Raw genomic sequence first — 26,554 nt, 5'->3', positions numbered from 1 at the left:
CTTGTCTAGTACGTATGTCTAGATCGAACGTCTCGCTCTTTCGTCTTACTCATATGTCTGGTTCATACGTGCAAGACATCCGTCCATGGCTGTCGTAGCATCGAGCCATGGGAAATCGAGAAGACCTGCTGGCCGGGGCCAAGCGCTGCCTGTACGAGAAGGGCTACGGGCGCACGACCGCCCGGGACATCGCCTCCGCCTCGGGGGTCAGCCTGGCGGCCATCGGCTACCACTTCGGCTCCAAGGAGTCGCTGCTCAACCTGGCGCTGATCGAGGCCGTCGGTGAGTGGGGCGGCGCGCTGGCCGGCGCGGTGGCGCGGGCGGACGGCGGCACCGACGACCCCGAGGAGCGGTTCGTCGCCGTCTGGGACGGCGTCCTGGAGACCTTCGCCGAACACCGCGGCCTGTGGGCCGCCCAGTTCGAGGCGATCGCCCAGGTCGAGCACGCCCCCGAACTGAAGGAGCAGCTCGCCGCCGTGCAGAAGGAGGGCCGGCTCGGGCTGGCCGCGCTCTTCCAGGGACTGCCCGAGGTGGTGGACAACGAGACCGAGCTGGCCCGGGGCATGTTCTACCAGGCCCTGCTCGCCGGGCTGGCGGCCCAGTGGCTGGCCGCGCCCGAGCTGGCCCCGAGCGGCCGGGACGTGCTGCGCGGACTGCGGCTGGTCGGGGACGGCGTTCCCCGGGCGGTCACGGCCTAGGTTCTCTCCGCCGGGTCAGTTGGTGACGGCGGTCAGCAGGACGACCGAGTCCACGTGCGCCAGCAGCCCGTGCCGCTCCTGCGGGATCGGGTGCAGCTGGCCGGTGGACAGCTCCAGCCGCCGGCCCGCGATGGTCAGCGACACCCGGCCGCGCAGCACCTGCAGGCTCGCGGCGCTCGGCGCGTTGTGCTCGTCCAGGGCGGTGCCGGCGGTGAGCGCGATCACCGTCTGGCGCAGCACCCCGTCGTGGACCAGCAGGTGGGCGCTGCGGCCGTGCGCGCTGGCGGCGGCCTTGGCGGCCTGTTCGTCGGCGAGCTGTACGAGATCGTCCATGACGTCCTCCTGGAAGGGCCCCCGTCCGCGACCCTAGGGCCGACCGGGCGGGATCCGCATGCCGGGCGCGGCCGGCGCACGGCCGTGACGCCCACCGCCGCGCCCACCGCCGCGCCGTCCTTCGCGCCGCCCGCCGGGCGGGCCGGGGACCCGGTCGGAGCAATTCCGCGCGGCCCGGGCCTGTCCGGGATGCGGGGGCGGACGGGCTCACGGATGGTGGACCCATGGCGAATCAGAATGTCCTCAGTGGAATCCAGCTCAACCGCGGCCTGCTGGTCGGCGGTGTGGTGCTCACCGGTGTCGGGGCCGTCCTCGGCCTGGCCGGTGCCGTGATGGTGAGCGTGTCCATCGCTTCCGCCGGGCGCAGTTGGGTGCGGCAGTTGGACACCCCGCCGTCCCAGCTGGCGAGCCGCAAGCTGCAAGACGCCAAGGCCGCCTCGATGGCGGGCTGGGAAGTCTGGCGCGCGCAGCAGGGCTCGTCGAACTGACCGCCCGGGGCGGCCCGGCCCCCGGGCCCGCCGTCCCCGTACGGTTCGCCGGCCCGTGCCGCCCCGGCAGTCCGCCGGGGCGGCCGCCGCCGTACCCCGGCCTCCGGCCGGTGCGTCCGGGGCGGTCCGTCCGGCGCGGTCAGCCCGGCAGCAGGGCCGCGACCTGCTCACGCAGGGCCGGCTTCACCAGCTTCCCGGTCGGGTTGCGCGGCAGCGGCCCCGGGTGGAACACCAGGTGGGCGGGCACCTTGAAGGCGGCCAGCCGCCCGGCGACGTGCGAGCGCAGCCCGTCCCGGTCGGGCTCAGCGCCGGTGCGCAGCACGACCACCGCCGCGACCTCCTCGCCGAGCAGCGGGTGCGGCACGCCGACCACGGCGGCGTCCGCCACCGCCGGATGGTCGCAGAGCACGCCCTCCACCTCGACGCAGTACACGTTCTCGCCGCCCCGGACCACCATGTCCTTGAGGCGGTCGACGATGTACACCTCGCCGTCCCGGAGCCGGGCCAGGTCGCCGGTGCGGAACCAGCCGTCGCCGAAGGCGGCCGCGGTCGCCTCCGGATCACCCGCGTAGCCCCGGAACAGCGGCTGCCCGCGCAGCAGCAGCTCACCGACCTCGCCGTCCGGCAGGGCCGAGCCGTCCGGGCCGGCGATCCGGACCTCCACGGCGGGGCAGGGCCGGCCGACGCTGTCCGGGTGCTCCCGGTAGCGGGCGCCCAGGTTGGCGAGCACGCCGCCGCAGGTCTCGGTGAGCCCGTAGCCGTTGCGGGCCTCCACCCGGCCGCCGAACCGTGCAGTGATCCGTGCGGCCAGCCCTGGCGGTGCGGCGGCGCCGCCGGTGCTCAGCACCCGCAGCGAGGGGAGCCCGGCCCCGGCCCGGTCGGCGGCGTCCAGCAGGCCCAGCGCGGTGGTGGGCACGCCCACGAACATCGTCACCCGGTGCCGGTCGACCAGCCGAAGCGCCTCGGCCGGGTCCCACCGGTGCATCAGCACGGCCGTCCCTCCGTTCGCCATCAGCGGCAGCAGCGTGCTGAACGCCGCGACATGGAAGAACGGATAGGTCATCAGGGTCGTCTGCGGCGGCACCCCGGCGAGGTCGCCGCCGGAGGACAGCACCGCGGTGGCGGCGAAGAAGCGCGGGCCCAGCAGGGCCGCGCACCAGGCCGAACGGGTGGCCGCGACCGCCTTGGGACGCCCGGTGGTGCCCGAGGTGTAGATCAGGGTGGCGTCGCCGTCGGGATCGAGCGGGACGTCGGGCAGGGCTCGGCCGGGGGCCGGGGCGGGCAGCTCCTCGAAGCGGTCGGCGCCGGGACGCGGGCGGTCGCCGACGGTCAGCAGCCGCGGGCCGGCCCCGGCCCGGCCGGCGAACCACGGCCGCATCCGGTCGGCCCGTTCCTGGTCCGCGACCACCAGGGCGGGATCGCAGTGGTCCAGCGCGTACGCCAGCTCCGGCCCCTCCCACCAGGCGTTCAGCGGGACGGCGACCAGCCCGGCGGCCTGGGCGGCCCAGAAGGTGATCTGCCACTCGGGCAGGTTGCGCATCGCGATCACCACCCGCTGCCCGGGCCGCAGGCCGTACGCGTCCAGCAGGTGGTGGGCGAGGGCGGTGGCCCGGGCGTGGTGCTCGGCGTAGCCGAGGGCGCCGCCGGCGGTGACCAGGAAGGGACGCTCGCCGTGCGCCCGGGTGGAGTCGAGGAAGTCGCGCAGGCCGGCCGGGCCGCCGGTGTACCGCGGGCCGTTCGCGGTCGCGGTGACGGCGAAGGGCCCGCCGGGCGCGCTGAGCGCGGCCTGTACGCGGGTGACCGTACGGAGCGAGTCGCTCGTCATGACGTCCTCGGATGCTGCGGGACCGGCCGGGCCCGGGGCGGGCCGGCGGCGGGACCGGCCGTCCCGCCGCCGCCATGCTCCCCCGGGCGGGAGGCCGCCCGGCACCGGGGGCCCGCCGCACGGGTGCGCCGCTACAGGCCGAGCGACTTCGCGATGATCGTGCGCATGACCTCGCTGGTGCCGCCGTAGATCCGGAACACCCGGTTGTCGGTGTAGAGGCGGGCGATCGGGTACTCCAGGATGTAGCCGTAACCACCGTGCAGCTGGAGGCACTTGTCGATCACCTCGGAGGCCGACTCGGTGCAGAACAGCTTGGCGGCGGCGGCGTCCGCCACCGTCAGTTCGCCGTTCTGGTAGAGCTCCAGGGCGCGGTCCACCATCGACTGCTGGGCGACCACCTGGGCCTCGCAGTCGGCCAGCGTGAACTTGGTGTTCTGGAACTCGGCGACCGCCTTGCCGAACACCTTGCGGTCCTTCACGTACCGGACGGCGAACTGCACGGCCGCGGCGGCCGAGGCGTACGCGCCGACCGCGATCGCCAGCCGCTCCTGCACCAGGTTGTGGGTCAGGTACGCGAAGGCCTTGCCCTCCTCGCCGAGCAGGTCGGCGACCGGCACCTTGACGTCCGTGAAGGAGAGTTCCGCGGTGTCGGAGGTGCGCAGGCCGATCTTCTGCAGCTTGCGGCCGACCGCGTAGCCCTCGGAGGTGGTGTCCACGCACAGGATCGACAGGCCCGCCCGGCGGTCGGCCGGGTCGTACGGCGCGGTGCGGCAGACCACCAGGACCAGGTCGGCGAGGACCCCGCCGGTGATGAAGGTCTTGGCGCCGTTCAGCACGTAGTGGGTGCCGTCCTCGGACAGCCTGGCCGTGGTGGTGATGCCCGCGAGGTCGGAGCCGGCGCCCGGCTCGGTCATCGCGATCGCCGTCATGATGTCGCCGGAGACGAAGCCGGGCAGCCAGCGCCGCTTCTGCTCCTCGTCGGCGTACTCCATCAGGTACGGCAGCACCAGGCCGGTGTGCACGCCGGAGGACCCGAAGGTCACACCCGCCCGGGCGCACTCCTCGCTGACCACCGCCTGGTACTTGAAGCCGGTCTCGCCCGCGCCGCCGTACTCCTCGGGCACCTCGATGCCGTAGACGCCGAGCGCGCCGAGCTTGCGGTAGAAGTCGCGCGGCGGGTGGCCCTCGGCCTCCCAGCTCTCGTAGACCGGGACGACCTCCTTGGCGATGAAGTCCCGGATGGTCTCCCGGAAGGCCTCGTGGTCCTCGTTGAACACGGTGCGGCGCACGGTGGCGCTCCCTTCGGTGGTGCTCCAGCGGGGGGCCTGGCGCGCGCGGCGGCCAGGAGGATCGCGGCACAAGTTAATCGCGGGTAGCTTCCGCTGTCCAGAGCTGTCACCGGGGATTCCCGCAGGCCGCCGATGGACGGTTCACCTGGGACGATCCGTCGTCAAGTGAATCCTTGCTAGGCTGCCGGCCGGGCTCGGCGGGCACCGTGCGGCGGAGCGTGCGCCGCGGGCGGCAGGGCCGCGGCTGCGGCCGGGTGGGCGAGCGGGTGGGCGAGCGGGTGGAGGGCGCGGTGGCGGGGACCCGGCGGGTGCGCCCCGGCGGCGGCAGCAGCCGACCGGCCGGACGCCGGGCGCAGATCCTGCTCCTCGCGGCGGACCTGTTCCACCGCGGCGGCTACCACCAGGTCACCATGGCGGAGGTCGCGGGCGGCCTCGGCATCACCGCGCCCGCCCTCTACCGGCACTTCCGGGGAAAGCCCGAACTGCTCCACCAGGTGGTCGGATCCGGCCTGGACGCCCTCGCCGAGGCCCTCGCCCCGGCCCGCGGAACGGCGGAACTCTGCGCCGCGCTCAGCACCGTGGCGATCGACCACCGCCCGCTCGGCACCCTCTGGCAGCGCGACGCCCGGCTGCTCCCGCCGGGCCAGCGGGCCCGGCTGCGCCGCGAACTGCGCGCCGACGTACGGCTGATGGCCGGCGTCCTGCGCGCCGACCGGCCCGACCTCCCGCAGGCGGACGCGGAACTGCTCTGCTGGTCGGCGCTCTCGGTCTACGGCGGCCTGTCCCACCACGGCTTCACGCCGCCGCGCCGGCGCTTCGAGCGGCTGCTGCGGGACATCGGGGCGGCCCTGCTGGCCGTCCCGCTCGTCGGCGCCCGGGTGGAGCCGACGGTCCTCGCCGACCCGGGGGCGGCCCGGCCGGGGCAGCGGCGTGAGGAACTGCTCGTGGCCGCCGTGCGGCTGTTCCACGAGCGCGGGTTCGACAACGTGAGCACCGATCAGCTCGGCGCGGCGGTCGGGATGTCCGGGCCGAGCGTCTACCACCACTTCGACAGCAAGGCCGCGCTGCTCGCCGCCTCGCTGGTGCGCGGCCGGGAGCGGCTCCGGCAGGAGACCGAGGCCGCGGTCACCGGCGCGGCCCGGGCGGACGCGGCGCTGGCGGCCGGCCTGCGGGCGTACATCGGCTTCGCCCGCCGTCACAGCCACTACCTGGGCGCCATGCTGAGCGAGACCGAGCGGCTGGCCCCGCCCGACCGCAGGACGGCCGTGGAATTCCGCCGGGACTTCCTGCGGACCTGGGTCGGGCTGCTGCGGCAGGTCCGCCCGGAGTACGACGCCGCGGAGGCCCGGATCCGGGTGCACTCGATGTTCGCTCTGGTCAACGACGGTGTCCGGAACCGCCCGCACAGCGAGCGGGCGGACCTCGGGGACTGCCTGGAGCGGATGGCCCGGGCCGTGCTCGGCCTCTGAGCGGCACCCGGCGACCGGCATCCGGCCATCGGGGAACGGCATCCGGCGATCGGGGGGCCGCCGATGCCGACGGGCCGGGCGCCCGCCCCCGCGCCGGCGGGACGGGCACCCCGCCCCGGGCGGCCCCGCCGGCGGGTGCGCCGACGGGTGCGCCGACGGGACCGCTCCGCCCCGGCCTAGTAGAGGACGAAGGGGTAGTAGACCTTGGCCGCCAGGCCGCCGTTGCCCTGCAAGGCGCCGACGGCGCCGGCGTTGCCCGCCACGCCGGCGGAGTTGTTCTGGTTGCCGCCGCCCGAGCCGGTGGCCGACTGCTGGGATCCGTCGGCGTTGCCGTGGACGCCGCCCACGACGTTGCCGGACCCGACGCTGCTGACGACGCTGCCGTTGGAGTGGTTCTCGGAGCCGGCGCCGTTGTCGGCCTGGGCGGTGCCGATGCCCGCGAGGAGGAAGGCCCCGAGGGCGGTGACGGCGGCGACTGCGCGAATGCGGGACACGATGGTCTCCCTGAAGGGTCGGTGCGAGAAATGGCGCCCGCGGGGTGGCCGCCCCGGGACGCGCCGTTGCCTGGCGTCGCACGTCCAGCATTCACCAGGGCCCGGCCCGGTCCCACCGAATGGAGCACAATTCGCCCGATGGTGTCATAAAGGCGGAACAACCGGAGAACCCCCGAGGCCGTTCCCGGGATCCGGTCCATTGATGAACCCACCTCGTTCGCAGGCCCGTTCAGATGTGCGGGCGGGTAACGGGACGCGGTCGAACCTCCTGTTCCGGGCGGTGGGGCGTCAATCCCGGTTTGACGACCGGGTTTCCCGCCGGACGGCCGTCCGATTAAGGAATGGTCCAGGCAATAGTCGTACTGGCACACTGGGGCCTCATGTCTGAAGGCCACCGCCCCGACCCCGCGCCCACCGAGGATCTGCGTACGACCGAGGTCGACCTCGGCGGTCTGGTGAGCGTCCTCGCCACGCACCTCTACTCCACGCCGCTGGTCGCCCTGCGCGAACTCGTGCAGAACGCCCACGACTCGCACACCCGGCGCCGGCTGGAGGATCCGGACGGCGGCCACACCCCGACGATCCGGGTCCGCGGCGACTCGCTCCGGCGGACCGTCAGCATCGCGGACACCGGCGCCGGCCTGACCGAGCCGGAGATCCACGCCTACCTCGCCACCGTCGGCACCGGCTACACCCGGCTGCTGCGCGAGGTCACCGGGAACGACGAGCTGATCGGCGCGTTCGGCCTGGGCTTCCTCTCGGCCTTCTCGATCGCCGACGAGGTCACCGTCACCACCACCTCGCACCGCGAGCCCGCCCTGGGCCACCGCTACCGCAGCCGCGGCGGCGAGCAGTACAGCGTCGAGCCGGTCGCCGCCCGACGCGCCCCCGGCAGCGTGGTCGAGCTGACCCTCAAGGCCGAGCACGCCCACCTGGCCGACGAGCAGGCGCTGCGCGAGGTGCTCGGCCGGTACTGCGTCCTGCTGAGCGTCCCGGTCTTCGTCGGGGACGACGAGCGGCCGGTCAACGACGTGCCGGTGCCCTGGCGCGAGGAGCCGGAGGGCGACCCGTACGCGGCCCGGATGCGCTTCGCCACCGCCTTCGGCCGGCGCTTCGAGCCGCTCGCCGCCTTCCCGGTGGGGCCGGCGGCCGGCGGTACCGACGCGGTCGGCCTGCTCTGGGTCCAGGACGGCGGCACCTACGGCAGCAGCGACAACCGCGACCTCGCCGTCTACCTGCGCGGCATGCTGCTCTCCGAGGACGCCCGCGACCTGCTGCCCGGCTGGGCCGGCTTCGTCGGCGGCGTCGTCGAGTCCAACCGGCTCACCCCCACCGCCAGCCGCGAGGACCTCCAGCGCGACGAGCACTACCGGGCGCTCCAGCAGGCCCTCACCGACGCCATCGTCGACGGGCTGTACGAGACCGCCCGGCTGCGGCCCGCGGCCTGGCGTCGGATCCTCGCCCGGCACGGCCAGGACCTGCTCGGTGCGGCGCTCTGCGACGACCGGCTGTTCACCCTGCTCGCCGACGACGTACCCGTCCCGACCTCGCAGGGCGACCTGACGGCGGGCGCGCTGCGGGCGGCAGGCGGCGGCGCGGTGCACATCGCGCTCGGCAGCGGCGGCGGCTTCGAGGAGATGCTGTACCGCGCGATGCAGGTCCCGATCGCGCGCGGCGACCGGTACGCGGTGCTGCCGTTCCTGCGCCGCTACGCGCAGCTGCGGGACTGCCGGATCGTCGAACTCGGCAGCGAGCACGGCAACCGGGAGCTGTTCCGCGACCCCGAGCGCCCGCTGCCCGCCGAGGAGCGGGCCTGGCTGGCCGCGGCCCTCGCGGACGACGGCGAGCAGCTGGTGCCGGCCCGGTTCGAGCCGCCCGGCCTGCCGCTCGTCCTGGTGCCCGACCGGGAGGCGGAGCTCAAGGCCAGGATCGAGGACGACCAGGCGGACGCCCGGATCCCGTCCGCCGCGCTGCGGCTCGCCCGGGCGTTCACCGCCCGCACCGGCGGCGAGGTGAAGGCCCGGCTGTACCTCAACCTGGCGGCGCCCGCCGTCCAGGACCTGCTCACCGCCTACCGCGCCGGGCACACCGGCGCCGCCACGGCGGCCGGCCTGCTCCGCTCGCTCAAGGTGATCATGGCGGCGTCCGGTCCGTCCGGCGCCTCGCCCGCGGGGGACCTCACCGCCGCCCTGGCCGGGATCGGCACCGCCGTCTCGGCCCTGACGGCGGCTCTGCCCGCGGGCCTGCCCGCCGTCCCGGACACGCTCCCCGACACGCTTCCCGGCGCCCCGCGCAGCGGGCCGGACCAGGGGGCGGGAGCCTGAGCGCGCACCGCCCGGCCGTGCCCCGCCCGTCCGCCGCCCGCGCACCCGTCGCCCGCGCACCCGTCGCCCGCACACCCGCCGGCCGTCCGTCCGACCGTCAGCAGCGCACCCGTCAGCACCGCACAGCACCACCCGCAGGGGGAGACCGCATGAGCACCGACATCTGGGCCTGGGTCCACGACGCCCACCAGCAGCTCGCCGAGGCCGGCCACCACCGACTCGCCGAGGCCATCTACGAACTCCCCGGCCACGCCAACGAGGGCCGCAACGACCAGCTGGACGCGGTGTTCCCGGAGGCGGTCGCCGCCGCGCGGGCCCTGGACCTGCCCTGGGTCGAGGTCTACCTGCGGCACTGGCGGATGCAGAACCTGCTGAACAAGCGCCACCAGGGCGAGCAGGCGCTGCCCGAGGCGGTGGACCTGCTGGAGTTCGCCCACCGCGAGCAGACCGCGAGCTGCCCGCAGTCCGTCTGTGTGGTCCAGGACTTCGCCATCTGCCACGCCCGGGTCGACGGCCCCGGCTTCGTGCCCGAGCGGCTCGCCGTCCTCAGCGAGACCCTGGACCGGATCGAGCCCGCCCGGGCCTGCTTCGACTGCCTCTCCCGCGAGTACTCCGACGCCCTGGAGGACGACGGCCGCCCGGCCGACGCGCTCAGCCACCTCGACACCGCCGCCACCCGGATGCGGGCCGCCGGCCAGCGGCTCTCGCTGCACTTCCACCACTCCCGGGCCGGCACCCTGCACCTGCTCGGCCGGGACGAGGAGGTGCTCGCCCTGCTGGACACCGCCGAGCGGGCCGAACGCGCCCGCGGCGCCGAGCTCAACGAGAGCGACCGCCGCTGGGGCGCCATGCTGCGGTCCCGCGCGCTGGCCCGGCTCGGCCGCACCCAGGAGGCGCTCGCCCTGCTGCCCTCGGCCGACGAGGCCGAGCGGCACCCGGACCTGCGGCCGGCCTGGGTCGCCACCATCGAGATCCTGCACGCCGCCGGCGCCCACGAGAACACCGCCGAACTCGGCGCCGCGCTGACCGGCTGGGTCGGCTACCTGGACTCCACCGGCTCGCACCGCCCCTGCGTGGACCTGCTGCTGGCCGCCGGCCGGCTCGCCCTCGCCCGCGGCGCCCGCACGGTGGCGCTGACCCTGGCCGCCACCGGCGAGCGCAAGCTCACCCAGCTGCGCCGCACCGACGGCGTCGCCGAGCAGGTCGCCGGGCTGCGGGCGGCCGCCGGGGCGCTGCCCGAGCCGGAGCTGCCGGTGCCGCCCGGCGAACTCCTCGCCCTGCTGGCCGCCCGGACGGAACCCGGCGCGCCGGAGGCCGACGCCGACCTGATCGCGGCGGCCCGCAGCCGGCACAGCGGCGACCGGGCCGAGGCCACCGACCTGGCGCTGCGCCTGGCCGGGCTGCTCGGCGCGCTCGGCCACACCCGGGCCGCCGCCGACCTGCTCTGGGAGCGACTCGACCAGGACCCGGGCCACCAGGAGCTGACCGGGCTGCTCGGCGCCGTCCTGATCGACGCCGGCGACGGCGACGGGGTGCGCCGCCTCGCGGACCGCCTGATGGCCACCAGCCCCGCCGACGCGTACTGGACGCGGGCCCGCTGGGCCGCCGCCGAGAGCCGCTGGGCCGAGGTCGGCGAGCACTGTGCGGCCCTGCTGGCCCAGGAGCCCAGCCGGATCAACACCCGGCGGCTGGCCGCGGCCGCCGCCACCGAGCTGGGCGACCACCCGCGGGCGCAGCGGCTGTACGAGGAGATCCTGCTGCACGCCCTGCCCGCGGAGGGGACCCCGCCGGAGCAGCAGCACCGGACCGTTCAGGAGGCCGACCTCTGGCACCTGGTCACCGCCGCCACCGCCAACCGCGACTGGCCCGCGGTGCGCGCCGCCGGTGCCCGGATCGGCATCGAGTTCGACGAACCCGAGGGCCCGGTGGACGAGGAGTGGCAGCTCGTCACCGTCCGGGCGGCCCGGACCAACGGCGCCTCGGTGGACCTGCCGGCCGTCCGCACCGGCCCCGCCACCGCCCGCCTGCTGCCGGTGCTCGGGGACGACCTGGACCTCAACCACGGCGACGTGGTGGTCTTCGCCCCCGCCCTGCTGGAGCGCCCGCCGGGCGAGGACGCGCCGCAGCAGGTCCGCGAGCGCTGGCGGCCGGTGTTCCAGCTGCTCACCCTGCTCGACCCGGCGGGCTACACCACCTGGTGGATCGACGGCGCCTGGCCCGGGGACAAGAAGTGGGCGGCCTTCCGGCAGGAGCTGTCCGAGGCCGGGTACGCGGTGTGGGCCTACAGCTCGGACGAGTACGCCGTCACCGACCCCGAGGACGAGGACGAGATGCTGCCCGGCATCTACGCGGCCGTCGGTGTGCCGCCCACGGCCCGGACGGCCGAGGCGGACGCCCTGCTGCAGCGGCTGACGAAGCGCTGGAAGCACCCGCTCGCCTGGCTCGACCTGGCCAAGGCGGCCGGCGTGGACACCGCCCGGCACGAGAAGACCGTCGAGCGCTACGGTCTCTGACCCCCTGCGCGGGCCGTCCCGCTTCGCCGCTGCCCCGGCCCCGCCCTCACCGGCGGGGACCGGGGCAGCGGCGTCGGCTGGGCACAGGACGGCGGTGGGGCCTGGCACGGGCAGGTGGGGCACAGGACGGCGGCGGGGCAGGACGGCTGCGGCGGGCGGGCCGGCGATCTGACGGTCCGTCCCGGTCGAACCACCCGGCACTTGGTGAATGCTTTACTCTTTCATTGCCAAGCGTCGACCTTTCAGGAGTGCCGCCACCGTGACCAGCCTCGCCCTCGGCCCGTCCTGGCTCGACCCGACCACGCTGATCTCCGCCTTCGGCCTGATCGGGATCCTGGCGATCGTGTTCGCCGAGTCCGGCCTGCTGATCGGCTTCTTCCTGCCCGGCGACTCCCTGCTCTTCACCACCGGCATGCTGGTGGCCGGCGGCACCTACCTGCACCAGCCGCTCTGGCTGGTCTGCCTGCTGGTGGTGGCGGCCGCGGTCGCCGGCGACCAGGTCGGCTACCTCTTCGGCCGCAAGGTGGGCCCCGGCCTCTTCAGCCGGCCCGACTCCCGGCTCTTCCAGCAGGAGAACGTGGAGAAGGCCGCCGCCTTCTTCGAGCGGCACGGGCCCAAGGCGATCGTGCTGGCACGGTTCGTGCCGATCGTGCGGACCTTCACCCCGGTCGTCGCCGGGGTGAGCCGGATGAACTACCGCTCCTTCGTGCTGTTCAACGTGATCGGCGGCGTGCTCTGGGGCGCGGGCGTCACCGTGCTCGGCTACTTCCTCGGGCAGATCGCCTTCGTCCGGGACAACATCGAGCCGATCCTGATCGCCATCGTGCTGCTCTCCGCGGTGCCGGTCGCGATCGAGCTGCTGCGGGCCCGGCGGGCCGCCGGCCGGGTCGACGCCCCCCGGCACGCGGCCGTCGACGAGGAGCCGGCCGCCGACCGCGCCCGGTAGGCCCACGGCACCGGCCCGGCAGGCCACCGCGTACATGTGCGTCCGGGAGTTCGATCGGGCAAGGTGTAACCGAAGATCGAAGGGTGGCCCGGCCACCAGGGGCGGCGAGGAGCGGGAAGTGCCGAAGCGGGGCCGGCCGGGCGGCGGCAAGAGGGCCAGAGGCGGCAGGGCGGCCCCGCCCGCCCGGGACACCCGGGACACCCGCCAGGTGCACCCCTCCGACGCCCCGCCCACCGAGGGCCTGCTGGGCCACCCCGCCCCGCCGGCGGGCGCCGCCGACGTGCCGTTCGCCCCGGCCACCGAGGGCCTGCTGACCCCGTCCGTCGAGGCGCCGGCGGCCCGGTCCCGGGCCGCCGAGCTGCGGGCGATCGAGCTGCGGACCGCCGAGCTGATGACGGGGTCCGTCGCCGCCGGGTCGGCCACGGCCGGGTCCGCCACCGCAGGCCCCGCGGGGGCCGGCCGCGACGACGGTGAGCCGTACGACGCCGCCCTGCTGCCCGGTCCGGAGGACACCCTCACCCCCGAGGACTGGCGCGCCGCCGGCTACACCCCGCCGAACGGGATCGCCGTCCCCACCCTGAACCCCGGCGCCCCCGGCGACGCCCCCTGGCCGGACCGGATGCGCACCCTGCTGCGCACGCCGATGTCCGAGCGCCCGGCGTTCGAGCGCACCCCGCGCGAGCGGCAGTCCGAGGCGACCGCGCGCAACGTCCCGCGCATCCTCGACCTGACGCTGCGCATCGGCGAGCTGCTGCTGGCCAGCGGCGAGGCGGCGGAGGACGTCGAGGCCGCCATGCTCGGCATCGCCCACGCCTACCGGCTGGACCACTGCGAGCCGCAGGTGACCTTCACCCTGATCGGGATCTCCCACCAGCCCTCGCTGGTCGAGCCCCCCGTCACCGCCGACCGGGTGGTCCGCCGCCGGACCTCCGACTACACCCGGCTCGCCGCCGTCTACAAGCTGGTGGCCGACATCACCGCCGAGCAGGTGACGGTCAACGACGCGTACCGCCGGCTCGCCGAGATCCGCCGCAACCGGCACCCGTACCCGGTCTGGCTGCTCTCGCTCACCACCGGCCTGCTGGCCGGCGCGGCGACCTTCTTGGTCGGCGGCCGGCTGGACGCCAAGGCCTGGCTGGTGTTCGCCAACGCCTTCGTCGCGGCGATCCTCGGCGACCGGCTGGCCTCGCTGATCGCCCGGCGCGGGCTGCCGGAGTTCTACCAGTTCGTGGTCGCCGCGATGCCGGCCGCGGTCTCCGGCATCGTGCTCTCCTTCAACGACCTGGGCCTGCGCGGATCGGTCGTCATCACCGGCGGGCTGTTCGCGCTGCTGCCCGGGCGGGCCATGGTCGCGGCCGTCCAGGACGGACTGACCGGCTTCTACATCACCGCCGCCGCCCGGCTGCTCGAAGTGATCTACCTGGTCGCCGGCATCGTGATCGGCGTGATGCTGATCCTCTACCTGGGCGTGGGCTTCCACGCCAAGCTCAACCCGGACGAGAGCCTGGTCGGGATCAACTACCCGCCGGTCCAGCTGATCGCCGCGATGGTGCTGACGCTGGCCTTCGCGATGCTGCTGCAGACCGCGCGCAGAAACCTTTTGCTGGTCACCCTGAACAGCGTCGTCGGCTGGTCCAGCTACGGGGTGCTGGTCTACAACGCCCAGGTCTCCCCGATCGTCGCCACCGGCGTCGCGGCCGGCCTGGTCGGTCTGTTCGGCCAGCTGATGGCCCGTTACCGGTACGCCTCGGCGCTCCCGTACGTGACCGCGGCGATCGGCCCGCTGATGCCCGGCTCGGCGATCTACCTCGGCATGCTCTCCTTCGCGCAGGGCCACTCCAGCGCCGGCCTGGTCTCGATCACCCGGGCCGCCGCCATCGCCCTCGCCCTCGCCATCGGCGTGAACCTGGGAGGTGAGATCGCGCGTCTGTTCATGAAGATCCCCGGCAGCACCGAGCCGCTGACGCTCTACCCGGCCGTCCCCCGGCGCGCCGCGAAACGCACCCGGGGATTCTGAGCGGACGTTAGACCCGTCGGCACCGGACGGGCGGACCGCCCGGTGCGGCACCAGGAACGAAGGTACGACCCATGCACCTCGCACAGCTCAGCCTCGACTCGCTGCTGGACGGCTACCAGCAGCACATCGTCGCCGCGCACAAACAGCCGCTCTTCCTGCTGCTGGTGGGGTTCATCGTGTCCTTCGTCTGCATCCGGTTCAGCGTGCGGATGATCCGCGCCGAGGTCCGCTGGTGGCCGGGCAACATCACCCCGGGCGGCCTGCACATCCACCACATGGTGTTCGGGCTGGGATTCCTGCTGGTCGGCGGGATCGGGGTGTTCGCCACCAACGGCGGGCACCCGTGGATCGACTGGTTCGGGCTCAGCTTCGGCATCGGCTGCGGCCTGGTCCTGGACGAGTTCGCGCTGATCCTGCACCTGGACGACGTCTACTGGAGCGAGCAGGGCCGCAAGTCGGTGGACGCGGTGATCTTCGGCATCCTGATCACCGCCCTGTTGCTCACCGGCTACGTCCCCCTCGGCGTGGTGCCCAGCCAGCAGACCCGCTGGGGCCTGGTCGCGGTGATCGTGGTGAACGCGCTGGTGTCGATCGTCGCCCTGCTCAAGGGCAAGGTCTGGACGGGTCTGCTCGGCATCATGGTCCCCGGCCTGTCCTGGATCGGCGCGATCCGGCTGGCCCGTCCCAGCAGCCCGTGGGCGCGCTGGCGGTACGCCACACGCCCCCGGCGGAGGGCGCGTGCGCTCCGGCGTGAACGCCTGCTCCACCGGCGTGCGGACCGGGCCCGCACCTGGCTTTTCGATCTGATCGCCGGGGCGCCCGACAAGGTCCCCGCCCACCACACCGCCACCCACCGGGTGGCCGAGCGGATGGCCGCCCGGGCCAGCGCCCACCTCGACGCGCACGAGGCCCGCGCCCTGGCCCGGCGCTCGGCCCGGCTGACCGACCGGCGCTCGGGCGCGGGCGCCCGCCGGGCACCCGTACCCGCCCCGGCCACCCCCGGCGGGTCGCTGCACGAGCAGGACGGTGAACGGCGGCAGGCCGGCCTGCGCCGCCGCACCGTCCGGGCCGGCCGCAGCCGGACGTACGCCGTCCGCCCCGGCACGGCCGGCACCGTCCCGCCGCAGCCCCCGGCGGGCACCGCGCCGGCGCCCCGGCACCTGCGGCCCCGCACGCCCAGGGTCCGCCGGTAGCCGACCGGAGGCCGGCGCGGGCCCGCCGCGCACCGTCGCGACCGGCGTCCGATCGGATGGTCCGACATCTCACCCGGCTGCCTGGCCCGGGCCGGCCCGGGGAGCCGGTGATTTTGAAATGATCACTACGCGTGACCGCACTGTCACCGAAGAGACATCCGGCCGCTCGTCGGACGCGTGAGAAGGACACCCGTGACACGCAGACTCCTGCCGATCCTCCTGCTGGCCCTGACCTCCACCCTCGGCGCCCTCCCGGCGGCCGGCGCGGCCCCCGCGCCGGCCGCCGTCCCGCACGACCCCGGGCCGGCGGCGCCCGCCGAGCCGGGCCCGCCACCGGGCGGTCCGCACCCGGGCGAGGGCTACCCCTCCGCCGAGGAGATCGCCCGCTCCCGGGCCGACGCCGACCGGCGGGCGGCCGCGAGCGCCGCCGTCGAGGCCCGGCTCACCGCCGCCCAGGGCGAAAGCGAGCAGGCCTCCCTGGCGGCCGAACGGGCGGTGGAGAACTACAACGGCGCCCAGGCGAGGCTCAGCCGGGCCCGGCTGGCGGAGAGCCGGGCCCTCGGGCTGGCCGCCGCCGCCGAACTCGCCCGGTACGCCGCCGCCGAGGAGGCGGCGCGACTGGCCGCGGAGACCTACCGCCAGGGCGCCACCGCCGAACTCTCCGCCATCGACGCGCTGATCGGGGCTCCCGGCCCGCGCGCGGCCGGCGCCCAGGCGGCCGTCGTCCGGGTGGTCAGCGGCAGCACCCGGCAGATCCTGGACGCCGCCACCGGCACGGCCGCCGCCGCGACCCGTGCGGGAGCCGCCGCGCGCGAGGCCACCGCCGCCGCCGAGCGGGCCGCGGGGGAGGTCCGGACCGCCCGGGACCAGGCACAGGCCCTGGTCGCGACCGGCCGGGCCAAGGTGGCCGAGATCGGCCGGCGCCGCGAACAGCTCCTCGGCGAGCTCGCCGCCGCCCGCGACACCACCGTCGAACTCGAACGCCGCCGCCGGGAGGCCCAGGAGGCGATCACGGCCCGGGCCGCCGAGGAGGCGGCGAGGACCGCGGCCGAGGCGACCGCGGCCGCACAGGCGGCGGCGGACCGGATCGCCGCGGACAGGGCGGCGGCGGACCGGGCGGCAGGGGAGAAGGCAGCGACGGAGAGGGCGGCGGCGGAGGCAGCCGAGGCCGCCAGTGCGGCGGCCGACCAGCCCGCGCAGGAGCAGCCGGCCGGACCACCCGCCGTGCCGCCGGACGGCCCCGGCGTGTGGTCGGCGCAGGGCGCGGAGGCCGCGATCGCCTTCGCCCGCTCAAAGATCGGCCTGCCGTACATCTGGGGCGGCGAGGGCCCGGCGGGGTACGACTGCTCGGGGCTGACCATGATGGCCTGGCGCACCGGCGGCCGGCGGATCACCCACTTCGCCGCCGACCAGTACGCCGAGTCCACCCCGGTGACCTACCGCCAGCTCCGCCCGGGCGACCTGGTGTTCTGGAGCGACACCGGCCGCGCCGCCGACATCCACCACGTCGGCCTGTACATCGGCGACGACCAGATGATCGAGGCGCCCCGCGCCGGCATGCCGATCAAGCAGGCCAGCCTCTGGATCATGGGCACGCCCGACTTCTACGCCCGGCCCTGAGGGGGTGGCGGCCCCGCTGTAGGGACTCATCACACTCTGCGCCTTCTCGCCGATTCTGCGCCCGCCTTGCGCGTGCGCAAGATCGATGAGACTTCCGTCAGCGGTCTGGAGTGGCGGGGTGCCAGGTGAGGCCGAGTGCGCCGTCGATTGTGGCGCTGCTGGATTCGTGGGAGCCGCCGAGGGCCGCGTGGCTCAGCAACACTGGTGTCCCGGCCTCCAGCGCGTGGCTGATGTCCTGGAGCATCGAAGTCACCGAGGCCCACTGGGGAACGTTCAGGATCCAGGTTTCGTGGTCCCAGAGAAGTACCGCGCCGTGGGTGTCGCCGGGGCGCAGGTCGACGATCAGGCCGTCGCCGCCGGGGTTCAACGCGATCGGCATGAACTCCCGCTGGTAGCGACTCTCGGGCTGGCCGTTCTCGTCGAACGAGTCGCCTTCCTGCTCTGCGACCAGCAGCCAGATGTCTCGGGTCTCCAGGGCTTCGTCCAGCGAGACCGGGGCGAACGCCGTCGGAATCCAGTAGTCCGCGCTGATATCGGGCAGCAGCCACCAGGCCCGCAGGTCGGCGGGCAGGGGCAGGCCGAGGTCAGCTTCCAACGTGTCCAGGCGGGCGGCATCCGACGCCGGCCTCGCCGGGCCGCGTCGGGTGTGCGCGGTGAGCCAGGTGCCGATGCGGCTCCAGGAGGTCGGGACGTCGTGATCAGCCGTTGTCATGGCGGGCAGTCTGCCTCACCGGGGTGTCAACGGCCGAAGCTGTGCAGCACTCCCGGAGAGCGAAGCTACGGGTCAGGCCGCCACTTCGGCGGGCGCCGGCGCGGGAAAGGCGGTGTACTCGTCGAACCGTTCGTGGTGCTGGAGGCAGTGGTGGAGCTGTCCGAGCAGTATGCATCCGCTCGGTGCCCCGGGTCGTATGCAGGCGTCGCCCAGGCTCCCCTCCCACGACCACCCCCGCGGGCGGGGGCGACGGCAACTGCTCCGCTTCCCACGACCCGCCAATAAGGAACTAGGTCAGTTGCCAGGTCTCGCCGGACCTGGCAACGTCTCACCGGACCTGATGCGGCTTCACCTCGAAGAATGCGCAGAACCGGTGAGACGGTCCGCGCGCAACTTCGGTGAGACGGCTGTCGTTCCCGCTGGTCAGCCGACCACCGGACGAAGAGTCGGCCAAGAACCTACACCCGCCCTGCGGGTCCGCACGTCGACTCCCCGGCCGGCCCTGGTCCCTCGGTGCGCTCCTGGCTAGGCTGCGGGCATGACGCAGCCTCCCGGATTCGGCGCGATGCTGGCGTGGTTGCTGGACCACCGAGGTCTCGACGCGGAGGCACTGGCCGACCGCGCCGGGTCGACGGCGGACGAGATCCGCGGGGTGGTCGCGGGCGAGCCCCCCGGCGAGGGGCTGCTCCGGCGGCTCGCGCCCGCACTGGGTCTCCGCGCCCTCGACCTGTTCATCCTCGCGGGTCCGGACGTCCCGGAGGACCTGGCGCCGGTGGACGCCACGGCCGCGCGAGGCGTCCGGGACGCCGTGCTGGACGCGCTGCGCCTCCCGGCGGCGGGACGGCAGGAACTCCTGCGGTTCATCCGCTCGCTGCCGCAGCAGGAACGATCCTCCGCCTTCGCTCCCAAGCGGCTCACCGATCCCGCGGGCGGTCCGGGCGCCCGGCTTGTCCGCATGCTCCAGTACCGCAACCTGGACTGGTCGGGCATGGCGTACATCCTGGCCTTCGTGACACCCACCTACCTGTCGACGGTCACCTACGGCTCGATCGGAGCCGGGCACGTGGAGCTGACACCTCGCCTGGTGACGGACTTCGCCGCCCTGCTGGGCATGGACGCCCGCGACCTCGCCGGGCTGACGGGCGTCGAGCTGCCCGAGGTGCCACCGGCCCCGGCCCCGGAGGCCGTGGACGCCGCGGCGCTGCTGTGGGAGGCACGTCGCCTGTCCGCCGCCCAGGCGCGGCAGGTCTCCGAGCTGGCGCGCTCGATGCGCGGCGACTCCCGCGACGGCCACCGCAGCGACCCGTCCGGGCGCTGACACCCACGGCACCCGTGGTCGGCCCGGTGACATGCCCGGTGACATGCCCGGTGATCGGCTGCCGCGCGCGCCGGGCCCGGCGCGCGCGGCCTCCCGTCCGGAGCGCGCCCTTCCGGTGCGCCCCGCCGGGCCGAAAATCGGGTGCCCGGGCCGGCGGCCGGTCGTACGGTGGAGCGATGGGCGACAACGGACACGGCGGGACCCGCGATCCGGGTCGGGGCCGGCAGGACGGCAGCAGCACCGAGATCCGGGCGATCACCGAGGACGACATCCCCGGCTGGGACCGCGCGCTCGCGGTCGGCTTCCTCCGGCCGCAGGCCGGGGAGGCCACCGAGTACCGGCGGCTCGGCTTCGAGCCCGGGCGTTCGCTCGGCGCCTACGACGGCGACCGCTGCGTCGGGACGTTCCGCAGCTTCGACGCCGAACTGACCGTCCCCGGCGGCGCGACCGTCCTGGCGGACGCGATCACCAGCGTGACCGTGAGCTCCACCCACCGCCGGCGCGGCCTGCTGCGCGCGATGATGACCCGCGACCTGGCCGCCGCGCACGAGCGCGGGAACCCCGTCGCCATCCTGATCGCCGCCGAGTACAACATCTACGGTCGCTACGGGTTCGGCCCCGCCACCACCACCCACGGCTGGAACGTCGACCTGCTGCGGGCCGGCGGCCTGCGCAAGGGCCTGCCGACCGTGCCCGGCGGCCGGATCGACTTCGCCACCATGGCCGAGGTGCGCAAGGTGGGCCCCGAGTTCCACGAGCGCTGGCGACGCACCCAGCCGGGCGCCATCACCCGCACCGAGGTGGGCTGGCGGGTCCGCACCGGGGACGTCAAGGCACCCGGCCCCGAGTGGCAGGAGCCCTTCGTGGCCCTGCACCGGGACGCCACCGGCACCGTCACCGGCCTGGTCGCGTACAAGGTGGACGACAACTGGGACGGCAGCTACCCCGACTGCACCCTCACCGTCCTCGACCTGCAGGCCCTGGACGCGCCCACCGCCGTCGAGCTGTGGCGCCTGGTCCTCTCGGTCGACTGGGTGCGCAAGGTCGTGGTCGAGAACCTCGCCCCCGACGACCCGCTGCCGCTGCTGCTCACCGACCCGCGCGCCGCCACCCCGTACGCCGACAACTCCGACTTCACCTGGCTGCGGGTGCTCGACGTCGAGGCGGCGTTCGCCGCCCGCAGCTACGGCGCGCCCGGCCGGATCGTGCTGGACGTCTCCGACCCGCTCGGGTACGCGGACGGCCGCTGGGCGGTCGAGGCCGCCGCCGACGGCACCGGCCGTTGCGCCGCGACCACCGACGAGCCCGACCTCGCACTCGGCGTGGGGGCGCTCGGCACGCTCTACCTGGGTGGTGAGAGCGCCGCGCGGCTGGCCGCCGCCTCCCTGGTCACCGAGCTGCGCCCGGGCGCCGTCGCCCGGGCCGACCTGCTGCTGCGGACCGCGGCCCGGCCGTGGAACCCGGACGGCTTCTGACGGTCCGTCCGCCCGGCCCGCGGCCACCTGCCCCGTGCCCGTAGGGCCCCCGTGCCCGTACGGGCACGCAGCTCCACCGACGAGGCCCCGGCCCGCCCGTGTTCCGGGGCGGGCCGGGGCCTCGCGGTCGTCGGCCGGGTTCCGCGCTCAGCCGCCCTGGGTCCGCCCGATGGTCGGCAGGATGAAGTCCTGGATCAGGCCCTTGGCGTCGCGGACGATCGGCCGGAACACCCGGTAGCGGGACAGGTTGATGACCCGCGCCGCCATCGGGGTGGAGCGCCGGACGAACTCCCTGGTCCGCTCGGTGTCCGGGGTGCGGTCGAAGACCCAGTACAGGACGACCACCATGAGGTGCAGCCAGAGCAGGTCGGGCAGCAGCTCGGCGAGTTCGGCGTCCAGCTTGGGCGCCAGCTCCGACCCGGTCAGCACCTCCCGGAACAGTTCGACCGCGGTCGCCCGGGCCGGATGCGACTCGTTGGAGAACGGGCTGAGCGAGCTGGTCGGGTCGGCGGCCGTCCGGAAGAACTGCGAGGCGAACTCGTGGTACTCCGCCGCGCAGTCGAGCCAGGAGGTCAGCGCGATCTCCAGGCGCTCCGCGAAGTCCTTGCGGCCGGCCATCCGCGCCCGGGCGTCGGCGGCGTGCTGGTACGTCATCTGGTCGTAGAACCCCTGGATCAGGAATTCCTTCGACGCGAAGTAGTAGTACGCGTTGCCGACCGACACCCCGGCCTCGGCGGCGATGGCCCGCATGGTGGTCTTGTCGTAGCCGCGTTCCTTGAAGAGGCGCATGGCGGTTTCGAGGATCAGCGCCCGGGTCTGCTCGCTCTTCCCGGTCTTCGGGAGCGCCCGGCCGCCCGGCAGTTCCGGGGCCGCCGCGGTGCGCTCGTCCTTCGTGCTGTCGCTGTCCTTGGGCTCGTCCACGCTGGCCGAGCCTACCGGGGTGTCAGCCACGGCTCACGGCTCCTGCCCGGGCGACGGCCCCGGCCGGCCCGGCCGGCCGGCACGCCGTACCGGATCCGCCGAGGTCGGCGCTGCTCCGCCCGATGCCGCCGGGCGGGCCGCCCCCGTCGCCGTCCCGGTCCTGCCGGTCGGTGCTGTCCGCGCCGTTCGTCCGTGTCACGTCGTCCACGGTGGTCGAGCCTAGCCCGACCTGGCGCAGGCGCCGTCGTCGCAACGGGGCGGCCCGTCCGCCGGCGAGGCCGTGGCCCACGCGCCGTCCTCGCCCCGCGCCGTGCCGGCCCGGCCGGCGGGTGGACCGCCCGCCCACGCGCTGTCCTCGGTCCGCGTCGCACCGGATGCCCCCTCCGCACCCGGTGCGACGCGGTCCGCCCCCGTGGCGGCGCGGTACTTGCCGGCGGCGAACGCCGCCGCTCTGGCCAGTGGGAGTCCGGCCGGAGTACCGAGCCGCAGGGCGAGCGGCCGGTGTGCGGCCAGCGCCCAGAGGCAGGTGACGAAGGCCTGCGGCCCCCGCCAGACCTCCCCGGTGTCGGCGACCACGGTGATCTCGCCGAGGCTGGCGTCGTGGTCGAGGTCCGGGTACCGCTCGCGGGCCTCGGCCGAGGCGACCGCGACGAAGTCCAGCGGCACCAGTTGGGCCTGGTCGCGCAGCCAGGCGGTGAGCCGGCGGCAGAGAGGGCAGCCGGGGTCGTGCAGCACGGTGATCCGGGTGACCGGCGGGGCGTGGGTCACGGTGTGCACCGGCGGGCCTCAGGCCTGGGCCGGGCGCGGTGCGACGAAGCCCTGCGGCGCGACCGGCGGGCGCTGCCCGCGCTCCAGGGTGCCGCGGCGGCGGATCCGGTTGAGCACGTAGACGTTGGCGAGGTGCATGAAGCCGAGGACCAGCAGCACGGTGCCGAGCTTGACGGACATCGCGTCGAAGACGCCCTGGGTGCCGGTGATCTTGTCGTCGGTCTTCATCCACAGGGCCACGAAGCCGAGGTTGAGGAGGTAGAAGCCGACGAGCAGCAGGTGGTTCACCGCGTCGGCGAGCTTCTCGTCGCCGGCGAAGACGTCGGCCAGGAAGATCTTGCCGTTGGTCGAGAGCGTGCGGGCCACCCAGACCGTGAGTCCGGTGGCGATCGGCAGGTAGACGGCGTAGCTGACCACTGTGAAGTCCATCGGGACCACCCCTTTTCGAACGCGTTCAAAACCTTCTGGAGATGACTGTAGCGAGAGTTTTGAACGCGTTCAAGTAGCTCCTGTGGGAGGCTCGCCCCATGACGAACCGGAGCGGCGCGGACGTGACGATCAGAGTCGGGACCACCGAGGACGCCGAGGACGTCGCCGCCCTGCACGCGGAGAGCCGGCGGACCGCCTACGCCGGGATCGTGCCCGACGGAGCCCTCGGCGACGGGCTGGCCGAGGAGCACCGCGAACTCTGGACGCTCCGCCTGGGCGTCGACTACGGCGAACCCGCCAACACCCCCGAGCTGCTGATCGCCGAGAGCGCCGGGGAGACCGTCGGCTTCGCCTACCTCGTCCCGCAGCCCGACGGCCGGATCCTGCTCGACAACCTGCACGTCCGCCCCGGCCGCACCGGGGGCGGTACCGGCGGACTGCTGCTGCGCGCCGCCCTCGCCCACGTCGCACGGCGGCACCCGGGCGCCGACCTCTACCTGGAGGTGCTCCGCGCCAACGCCCGGGCGGTCGCCTTCTACGAGCGGGAGGGCGGCCTGCGGACCGGTGCCCACGAGGGGTTCTTCCCCGGCGGCTTCACCCTGCCCGAGTACGAGTACACCTGGGCCGCCCCGGGCGTCAGGGGCTGAGGCCGGCCCGCCGGTAAGCCCGGGGCCGGGCCGCGGCGTCAGTCGTGGTCGTACACGGTGACCGGTACCCCGGCCGAGGTCAGCCGCGCGACGACCAGCGGCTCGACCAGCTCCCACCGCCCGCCGGCCAGTCCGCAGCCGATCCGCGGCATGTGGACGGAGGCCCCGAGCGCCAGCGCCTGCGGCGCGAGCCGGGCGAGCGCGGCGTCGATCGCCCGGTAGCGGACCGGAACGCCCTGGGAGCGGCTGGTCCGGATCCCGCGCTGGCCGACCATGTTCGCCACGTGGACCAGGTGCTCGACCTGGACCAGCTGCACGGCGCCCAGGCCGAAGTCGTTGGCCGCCCGCTCGCGGTGCCAGCGGCGGAACGCCGCCTCCGGTTCGGGCCAGCGCCGGGAGAGCGCCAGGACGAAGCCCTTGCCCCAGCCGCCCAGGTCGTTGCAGACATGGGCGATCACCTTCACGCCCTTGCCCTGCGGGGCGGTGGCGTCGCCGCGGACGTAGTCGATGGTCGCCGTCATGGCGGGCAGGCTAGCGGTCGGCGCCGACAGGGCGCCCGGTGATTTCCGCGCCCGCGCCCGTCCCCGCTCCTGTCGCCGTCGCGGCCGCCGTTGTCCGGGTGGTCGCCGGGTCCGGCCTGCGCCCCAGGGTGCGGCGCCCGGCCAGCGCGATCAGCAGGGCCAGGGCGGCGGCGCCCGCGGTGAGCCGGTAGCCGGCGCCGGGGCCCGCCTGCTGGGCGACGAGGCCGCCGGCCGCCGCACCGGCCGAGATGCCGGTCAGCAGCGCGGACACCGCCAGCGACATCCCCTCGTTCAGCTGCCGCCGCGGCAGCAGCTCCTGGACCACGGTCATCCCGGTGACCATGGTCGGCGCGGTTCCCGTGCCGGCCACGAACAGCGCGGCCCCGAGGACGCCGAGCCCGGCCCCGGCCAGCGCGGCGGTCAGCGGGAGCAGCAGGAGCAGGGCCATCGCCGCCACCCCGCACAGGAAGCGGACGGCGGGCGCCCGGCGCGGGCGGAGCAGTCCGAAGACCAGCCCGGCCAGGCAGGAGCCGCCCGCGACCATGGCCAGCAGCGGGCCGGCCAGCGACTTCTGGCCGAGCGCGTCGGCGTAGGCGAGGGTGGTGACCTCCAGGGAGCCGAAGACGGCGCCGGTGGCGAGGAAGGTCAGCGCCATCACCCGCAGCCCGGGCCGGCGCAGCGGCGATCCCGGCCGGCGGTCCTCGGGGGCCGGCGCCCGGACGGGGGGCTCGGTGCGGCGCTGGGCGGCGAACAGCAGGGCGCCGGCGGCGCCCAAGGTCCCGGCGGTGATCAGGCCGGCCTCGGGGAACAGCGAGGTGCAGAGCAGTATCGCCAGGACCGGCGCGGCCATGAAGCAGGCCTCGTCCAGGGCCTGTTCCAGCGCGTTGGCGACGTGGCGGGCCTGCGGGTCGGCCCGGAACAGGTGCGCCCAGCGGGCCCGGGCCATGCCGCCGAGGTTGGGGTTGAAGGAACAGGCGGCCCAGCAGGCGTAGAGCGTCCAGTCCGGTGCGCCGAGATGCACGCAGAGAAGTAGTCCGGCGAGCGGTAGCGCGCCGCCGAGGACGGCGGGGACGGTGACCCGGGCCTGGCCGTAACGGTCGACCAGCCGTCCGACCAGGGGGAGGCCGACCGCCGCGGTGACCAGGCCGGCCGCCGAGACGGTGCCGGCCAGCGCGTAGGAGTCGCGCCGGGCGGCGATCATCGCCACGGTGGAGACGCCCGTCATGGACAGGGCCAGCCGGCCGAGCAGTCCGGTGAGGGTGAAGGCGAGGGCGCCGGGGGCGGCGAGGACGCGGCGGTACGAGGCGAACACGGCTCTCCAGGGCGGGGGTTCGACGGGTGCCTCCAGCCTCGTGGGGGAGCGGTGGATCGGTCCAACACCTGTTTCGCCGTATTGACAACGGAGTGTTGTTAATATCGCCGCCATGCCCCGTGACCTGCACCCCCGCCTGCTGCGTGGCTTCGTCGCGACCGCCGAGACGCTGCACTTCGGCCGCGCCGCCGAGCGGCTGCACATCGCTCAGCAGGCCCTCAGCCGGGACGTGAAGGCGCTCGAACAGGCCCTCGGCGGAGCCCTGTTCACCCGGACCACCCGCAGCGTCGAACTCACCCCCGCCGGCGCCCGGCTGCTGCCGCGGGGCCGCCGGCTGCTGCTCCTGCACGACGAGATCCTGGCGACCACGGTGGGATCCGCGCACCGGCCGCTGCTGCTGGACCTCAACAGCGACGTGACCGGTGACGACCTGACCGCGGACCGCCTGCTCGCCCACGTCCGGGAGGCGTGGCCCGAGGGTGAGCTGCTGGCCCGGTTCCACGGCGGACTCGCCGCCGCGGCGGCCGAGCTGCTCGCCCACCGGCTGGACGTGTCGATGGGCCGGTTCGCCGGGCTGTCGGTCGGGCAGCGTGCCCAACTCGTCCACGTGCCGGTCCGGTTGGAGTCGATGGCGGTGATGATGAGCAGTCGGCACCCGCTGGCGGCGCGCACCGAGCTGCCGCTCGCCGACCTGGTCGGCCATCCGGTGGACATCTGCGCGGGCAATCCGGCGACCACCGAATGGACGGATCTCGGGGCCCGGCTGCTCGCCGAGCACGGGCTGGCGGCGGCGGAGCCGCACGTGGCCCCGGTCGGGGCGGACGAGACCGCCCGCTACCTCGCCCGGCACGGCGAGCCGATGCTGACCACCACCGGTGGCCCGCGGATCCCCGGCGCGGTCACCGTGCCGCTGGTGCGGCCGGTGCCGCTGAGCCTGCTCGGGCTGGTGCACCGGCCCGAGCCGCGGCACCCCGGACTGGACGCACTGATCGCGGCGGCGGTCGAACTCGGCGGTCGGGAGGGCTGGTTGCGCCGCCCGGCGGGAAGCTGGCTGCCGGCGCCGGACGCCGCGCTGCTGGCCGGCTGAGCCCGGGGGCCGGCGGGCGGGCGGTCCCGGGCATGGCGCCGCCCCTGCCGTCGGGGGTCGGCAGGGGCGGAGAGGGGGCGCGGTCGGGCCGGGGCGCCCGGGTCGGGGCCGGGTGGCTCGGCCCCGGTGCGGCGGGCCCGCGGCGGCCCGGGGAG

Annotated in this window: 23 protein-coding genes; 13 read left to right on the top strand and 10 right to left on the bottom strand. The window is 75.0% G+C overall.

The window, feature by feature from the left end; all coding sequences use genetic code 11:
* Positions 1-107: 107 nt before the first annotated feature.
* On the top strand, positions 108-698 hold the full coding sequence (locus tag J2S46_RS18540; protein WP_191288861.1) for a TetR/AcrR family transcriptional regulator: 591 nt from the start codon (positions 108-110) through the stop codon (positions 696-698).
* A 15-nt stretch (positions 699-713) separates the two neighbouring features.
* On the opposite strand, the gene J2S46_RS18535 is transcribed toward J2S46_RS18540, so the two are convergent.
* A complete protein-coding gene (locus J2S46_RS18535) occupies positions 714-1,031 on the bottom strand; it encodes a cupin domain-containing protein (RefSeq protein ID WP_191288860.1) in 318 nt (105 codons plus the stop codon).
* A 224-nt stretch (positions 1,032-1,255) separates the two neighbouring features.
* Here J2S46_RS18535 and J2S46_RS18530 point away from each other — a divergent pair, with 224 nt between their 5' ends.
* Positions 1,256-1,519, top strand: a complete 264-nt coding sequence (locus J2S46_RS18530; RefSeq protein ID WP_190211277.1) for a hypothetical protein — start codon at positions 1,256-1,258, stop codon at positions 1,517-1,519.
* A 139-nt stretch (positions 1,520-1,658) separates the two neighbouring features.
* Here J2S46_RS18530 and J2S46_RS18525 read toward each other — a convergent pair whose 3' ends face one another.
* Positions 1,659-3,344, bottom strand: coding sequence for a class I adenylate-forming enzyme family protein (locus tag J2S46_RS18525; protein ID WP_191288859.1), 1,686 nt, complete (start codon positions 3,342-3,344; stop codon positions 1,659-1,661).
* Between the two features lie 131 nt (positions 3,345-3,475).
* On the bottom strand, positions 3,476-4,633 hold the full coding sequence (locus J2S46_RS18520; protein ID WP_191288858.1) for an acyl-CoA dehydrogenase family protein: 1,158 nt from the start codon (positions 4,631-4,633) through the stop codon (positions 3,476-3,478).
* Positions 4,634-4,851: 218 nt separating this feature from the next.
* Between J2S46_RS18520 and J2S46_RS18515 the strand changes: the two genes are divergently transcribed.
* On the top strand, positions 4,852-6,102 hold the full coding sequence (locus J2S46_RS18515; protein ID WP_191288857.1) for a TetR/AcrR family transcriptional regulator: 1,251 nt from the start codon (positions 4,852-4,854) through the stop codon (positions 6,100-6,102).
* Between the two features lie 176 nt (positions 6,103-6,278).
* On the opposite strand, the gene J2S46_RS18510 is transcribed toward J2S46_RS18515, so the two are convergent.
* Positions 6,279-6,596, bottom strand: a complete 318-nt coding sequence (locus J2S46_RS18510) for a hypothetical protein (RefSeq protein WP_191288856.1) — start codon at positions 6,594-6,596, stop codon at positions 6,279-6,281.
* Positions 6,597-6,976: 380 nt separating this feature from the next.
* On the opposite strand from J2S46_RS18510, the gene J2S46_RS18505 reads away from it, so the two are divergent.
* The 6 genes from J2S46_RS18505 to J2S46_RS18480 all read left to right on the top strand — a co-directional run bounded on the left by J2S46_RS18505 (position 6,977) and on the right by J2S46_RS18480 (position 17,209).
* Complete coding sequence (locus J2S46_RS18505; RefSeq protein ID WP_191288855.1) at positions 6,977-8,920, top strand: ATP-binding protein; 1,944 nt, start codon at positions 6,977-6,979, stop codon at positions 8,918-8,920.
* Between the two features lie 149 nt (positions 8,921-9,069).
* Positions 9,070-11,433, top strand: a complete 2,364-nt coding sequence (locus J2S46_RS18500; protein ID WP_191288854.1) for a tetratricopeptide repeat protein — start codon at positions 9,070-9,072, stop codon at positions 11,431-11,433.
* 259 nt (positions 11,434-11,692) lie between these two features.
* Positions 11,693-12,379 carry a DedA family protein gene (locus tag J2S46_RS18495; RefSeq protein WP_229912347.1) on the top strand — a complete coding sequence of 229 codons (687 nt, stop codon included), beginning with the start codon at positions 11,693-11,695 and terminating at the stop codon, positions 12,377-12,379.
* Between the two features lie 118 nt (positions 12,380-12,497).
* Positions 12,498-14,396, top strand: a complete 1,899-nt coding sequence (locus J2S46_RS18490) for a threonine/serine exporter family protein (RefSeq protein WP_229912345.1) — start codon at positions 12,498-12,500, stop codon at positions 14,394-14,396.
* A gap of 71 nt (positions 14,397-14,467) precedes the next feature.
* Positions 14,468-15,589, top strand: coding sequence for a hypothetical protein (locus tag J2S46_RS18485; protein ID WP_191288852.1), 1,122 nt, complete (start codon positions 14,468-14,470; stop codon positions 15,587-15,589).
* A gap of 192 nt (positions 15,590-15,781) precedes the next feature.
* Complete coding sequence (locus J2S46_RS18480) at positions 15,782-17,209, top strand: C40 family peptidase (protein WP_191288851.1); 1,428 nt, start codon at positions 15,782-15,784, stop codon at positions 17,207-17,209.
* A gap of 97 nt (positions 17,210-17,306) precedes the next feature.
* On the opposite strand, the gene J2S46_RS18475 is transcribed toward J2S46_RS18480, so the two are convergent.
* Positions 17,307-17,921, bottom strand: coding sequence for an SMI1/KNR4 family protein (locus tag J2S46_RS18475; RefSeq protein WP_191288850.1), 615 nt, complete (start codon positions 17,919-17,921; stop codon positions 17,307-17,309).
* A gap of 538 nt (positions 17,922-18,459) precedes the next feature.
* Here J2S46_RS18475 and J2S46_RS18470 point away from each other — a divergent pair.
* The gene (locus J2S46_RS18470) at positions 18,460-19,239 is read left to right on the top strand and encodes a hypothetical protein (RefSeq protein WP_191288849.1); all 780 of its coding nucleotides are present in this window, start codon (positions 18,460-18,462) and stop codon (positions 19,237-19,239) included.
* A 176-nt stretch (positions 19,240-19,415) separates the two neighbouring features.
* The gene (locus tag J2S46_RS18465; RefSeq protein WP_191288848.1) at positions 19,416-20,714 is read left to right on the top strand and encodes a GNAT family N-acetyltransferase; all 1,299 of its coding nucleotides are present in this window, start codon (positions 19,416-19,418) and stop codon (positions 20,712-20,714) included.
* A gap of 147 nt (positions 20,715-20,861) precedes the next feature.
* Here the strand turns inward: J2S46_RS18465 and J2S46_RS18460 are convergent, their stop codons facing one another.
* The 3 genes from J2S46_RS18460 to J2S46_RS18450 all read right to left on the bottom strand — a co-directional run bounded on the left by J2S46_RS18460 (position 20,862) and on the right by J2S46_RS18450 (position 22,832).
* The gene (locus J2S46_RS18460; protein WP_370882200.1) at positions 20,862-21,665 is read right to left on the bottom strand and encodes a TetR/AcrR family transcriptional regulator; all 804 of its coding nucleotides are present in this window, start codon (positions 21,663-21,665) and stop codon (positions 20,862-20,864) included.
* 189 nt (positions 21,666-21,854) lie between these two features.
* A complete protein-coding gene (locus J2S46_RS18455; protein WP_229912338.1) occupies positions 21,855-22,403 on the bottom strand; it encodes a thiol-disulfide oxidoreductase DCC family protein in 549 nt (182 codons plus the stop codon).
* Between the two features lie 18 nt (positions 22,404-22,421).
* Positions 22,422-22,832 carry a hypothetical protein gene (locus tag J2S46_RS18450; RefSeq protein WP_191288845.1) on the bottom strand — a complete coding sequence of 137 codons (411 nt, stop codon included), beginning with the start codon at positions 22,830-22,832 and terminating at the stop codon, positions 22,422-22,424.
* 98 nt (positions 22,833-22,930) lie between these two features.
* Between J2S46_RS18450 and J2S46_RS18445 the strand changes: the two genes are divergently transcribed.
* Entirely contained in the window at positions 22,931-23,479 is a 549-nt protein-coding gene (locus J2S46_RS18445; RefSeq protein WP_229912336.1) for a GNAT family N-acetyltransferase, read from the top strand.
* Positions 23,480-23,517: 38 nt separating this feature from the next.
* On the opposite strand, the gene J2S46_RS18440 is transcribed toward J2S46_RS18445, so the two are convergent.
* Together J2S46_RS18440 and J2S46_RS18435 are read right to left on the bottom strand one after the other, a co-directional pair.
* Complete coding sequence (locus tag J2S46_RS18440; RefSeq protein WP_191288844.1) at positions 23,518-24,000, bottom strand: macro domain-containing protein; 483 nt, start codon at positions 23,998-24,000, stop codon at positions 23,518-23,520.
* A 10-nt stretch (positions 24,001-24,010) separates the two neighbouring features.
* Positions 24,011-25,312, bottom strand: a complete 1,302-nt coding sequence (locus J2S46_RS18435; protein ID WP_229912334.1) for an MFS transporter — start codon at positions 25,310-25,312, stop codon at positions 24,011-24,013.
* Positions 25,313-25,424: 112 nt separating this feature from the next.
* On the opposite strand from J2S46_RS18435, the gene J2S46_RS18430 reads away from it, so the two are divergent.
* Positions 25,425-26,399: a LysR family transcriptional regulator gene (locus J2S46_RS18430; RefSeq protein ID WP_191288842.1), complete on the top strand. Its 975-nt coding sequence runs from the start codon at positions 25,425-25,427 to the stop codon at positions 26,397-26,399.
* The last annotated feature ends 155 nt before the right edge of the window (positions 26,400-26,554 follow it).

This window comes from Kitasatospora herbaricolor (assembly GCF_030813695.1).
Taxonomy (GTDB): Bacteria; Actinomycetota; Actinomycetes; order Streptomycetales; family Streptomycetaceae; genus Kitasatospora; species Kitasatospora herbaricolor.
This window is presented reverse-complemented; position numbering and strand designations above follow the sequence as displayed.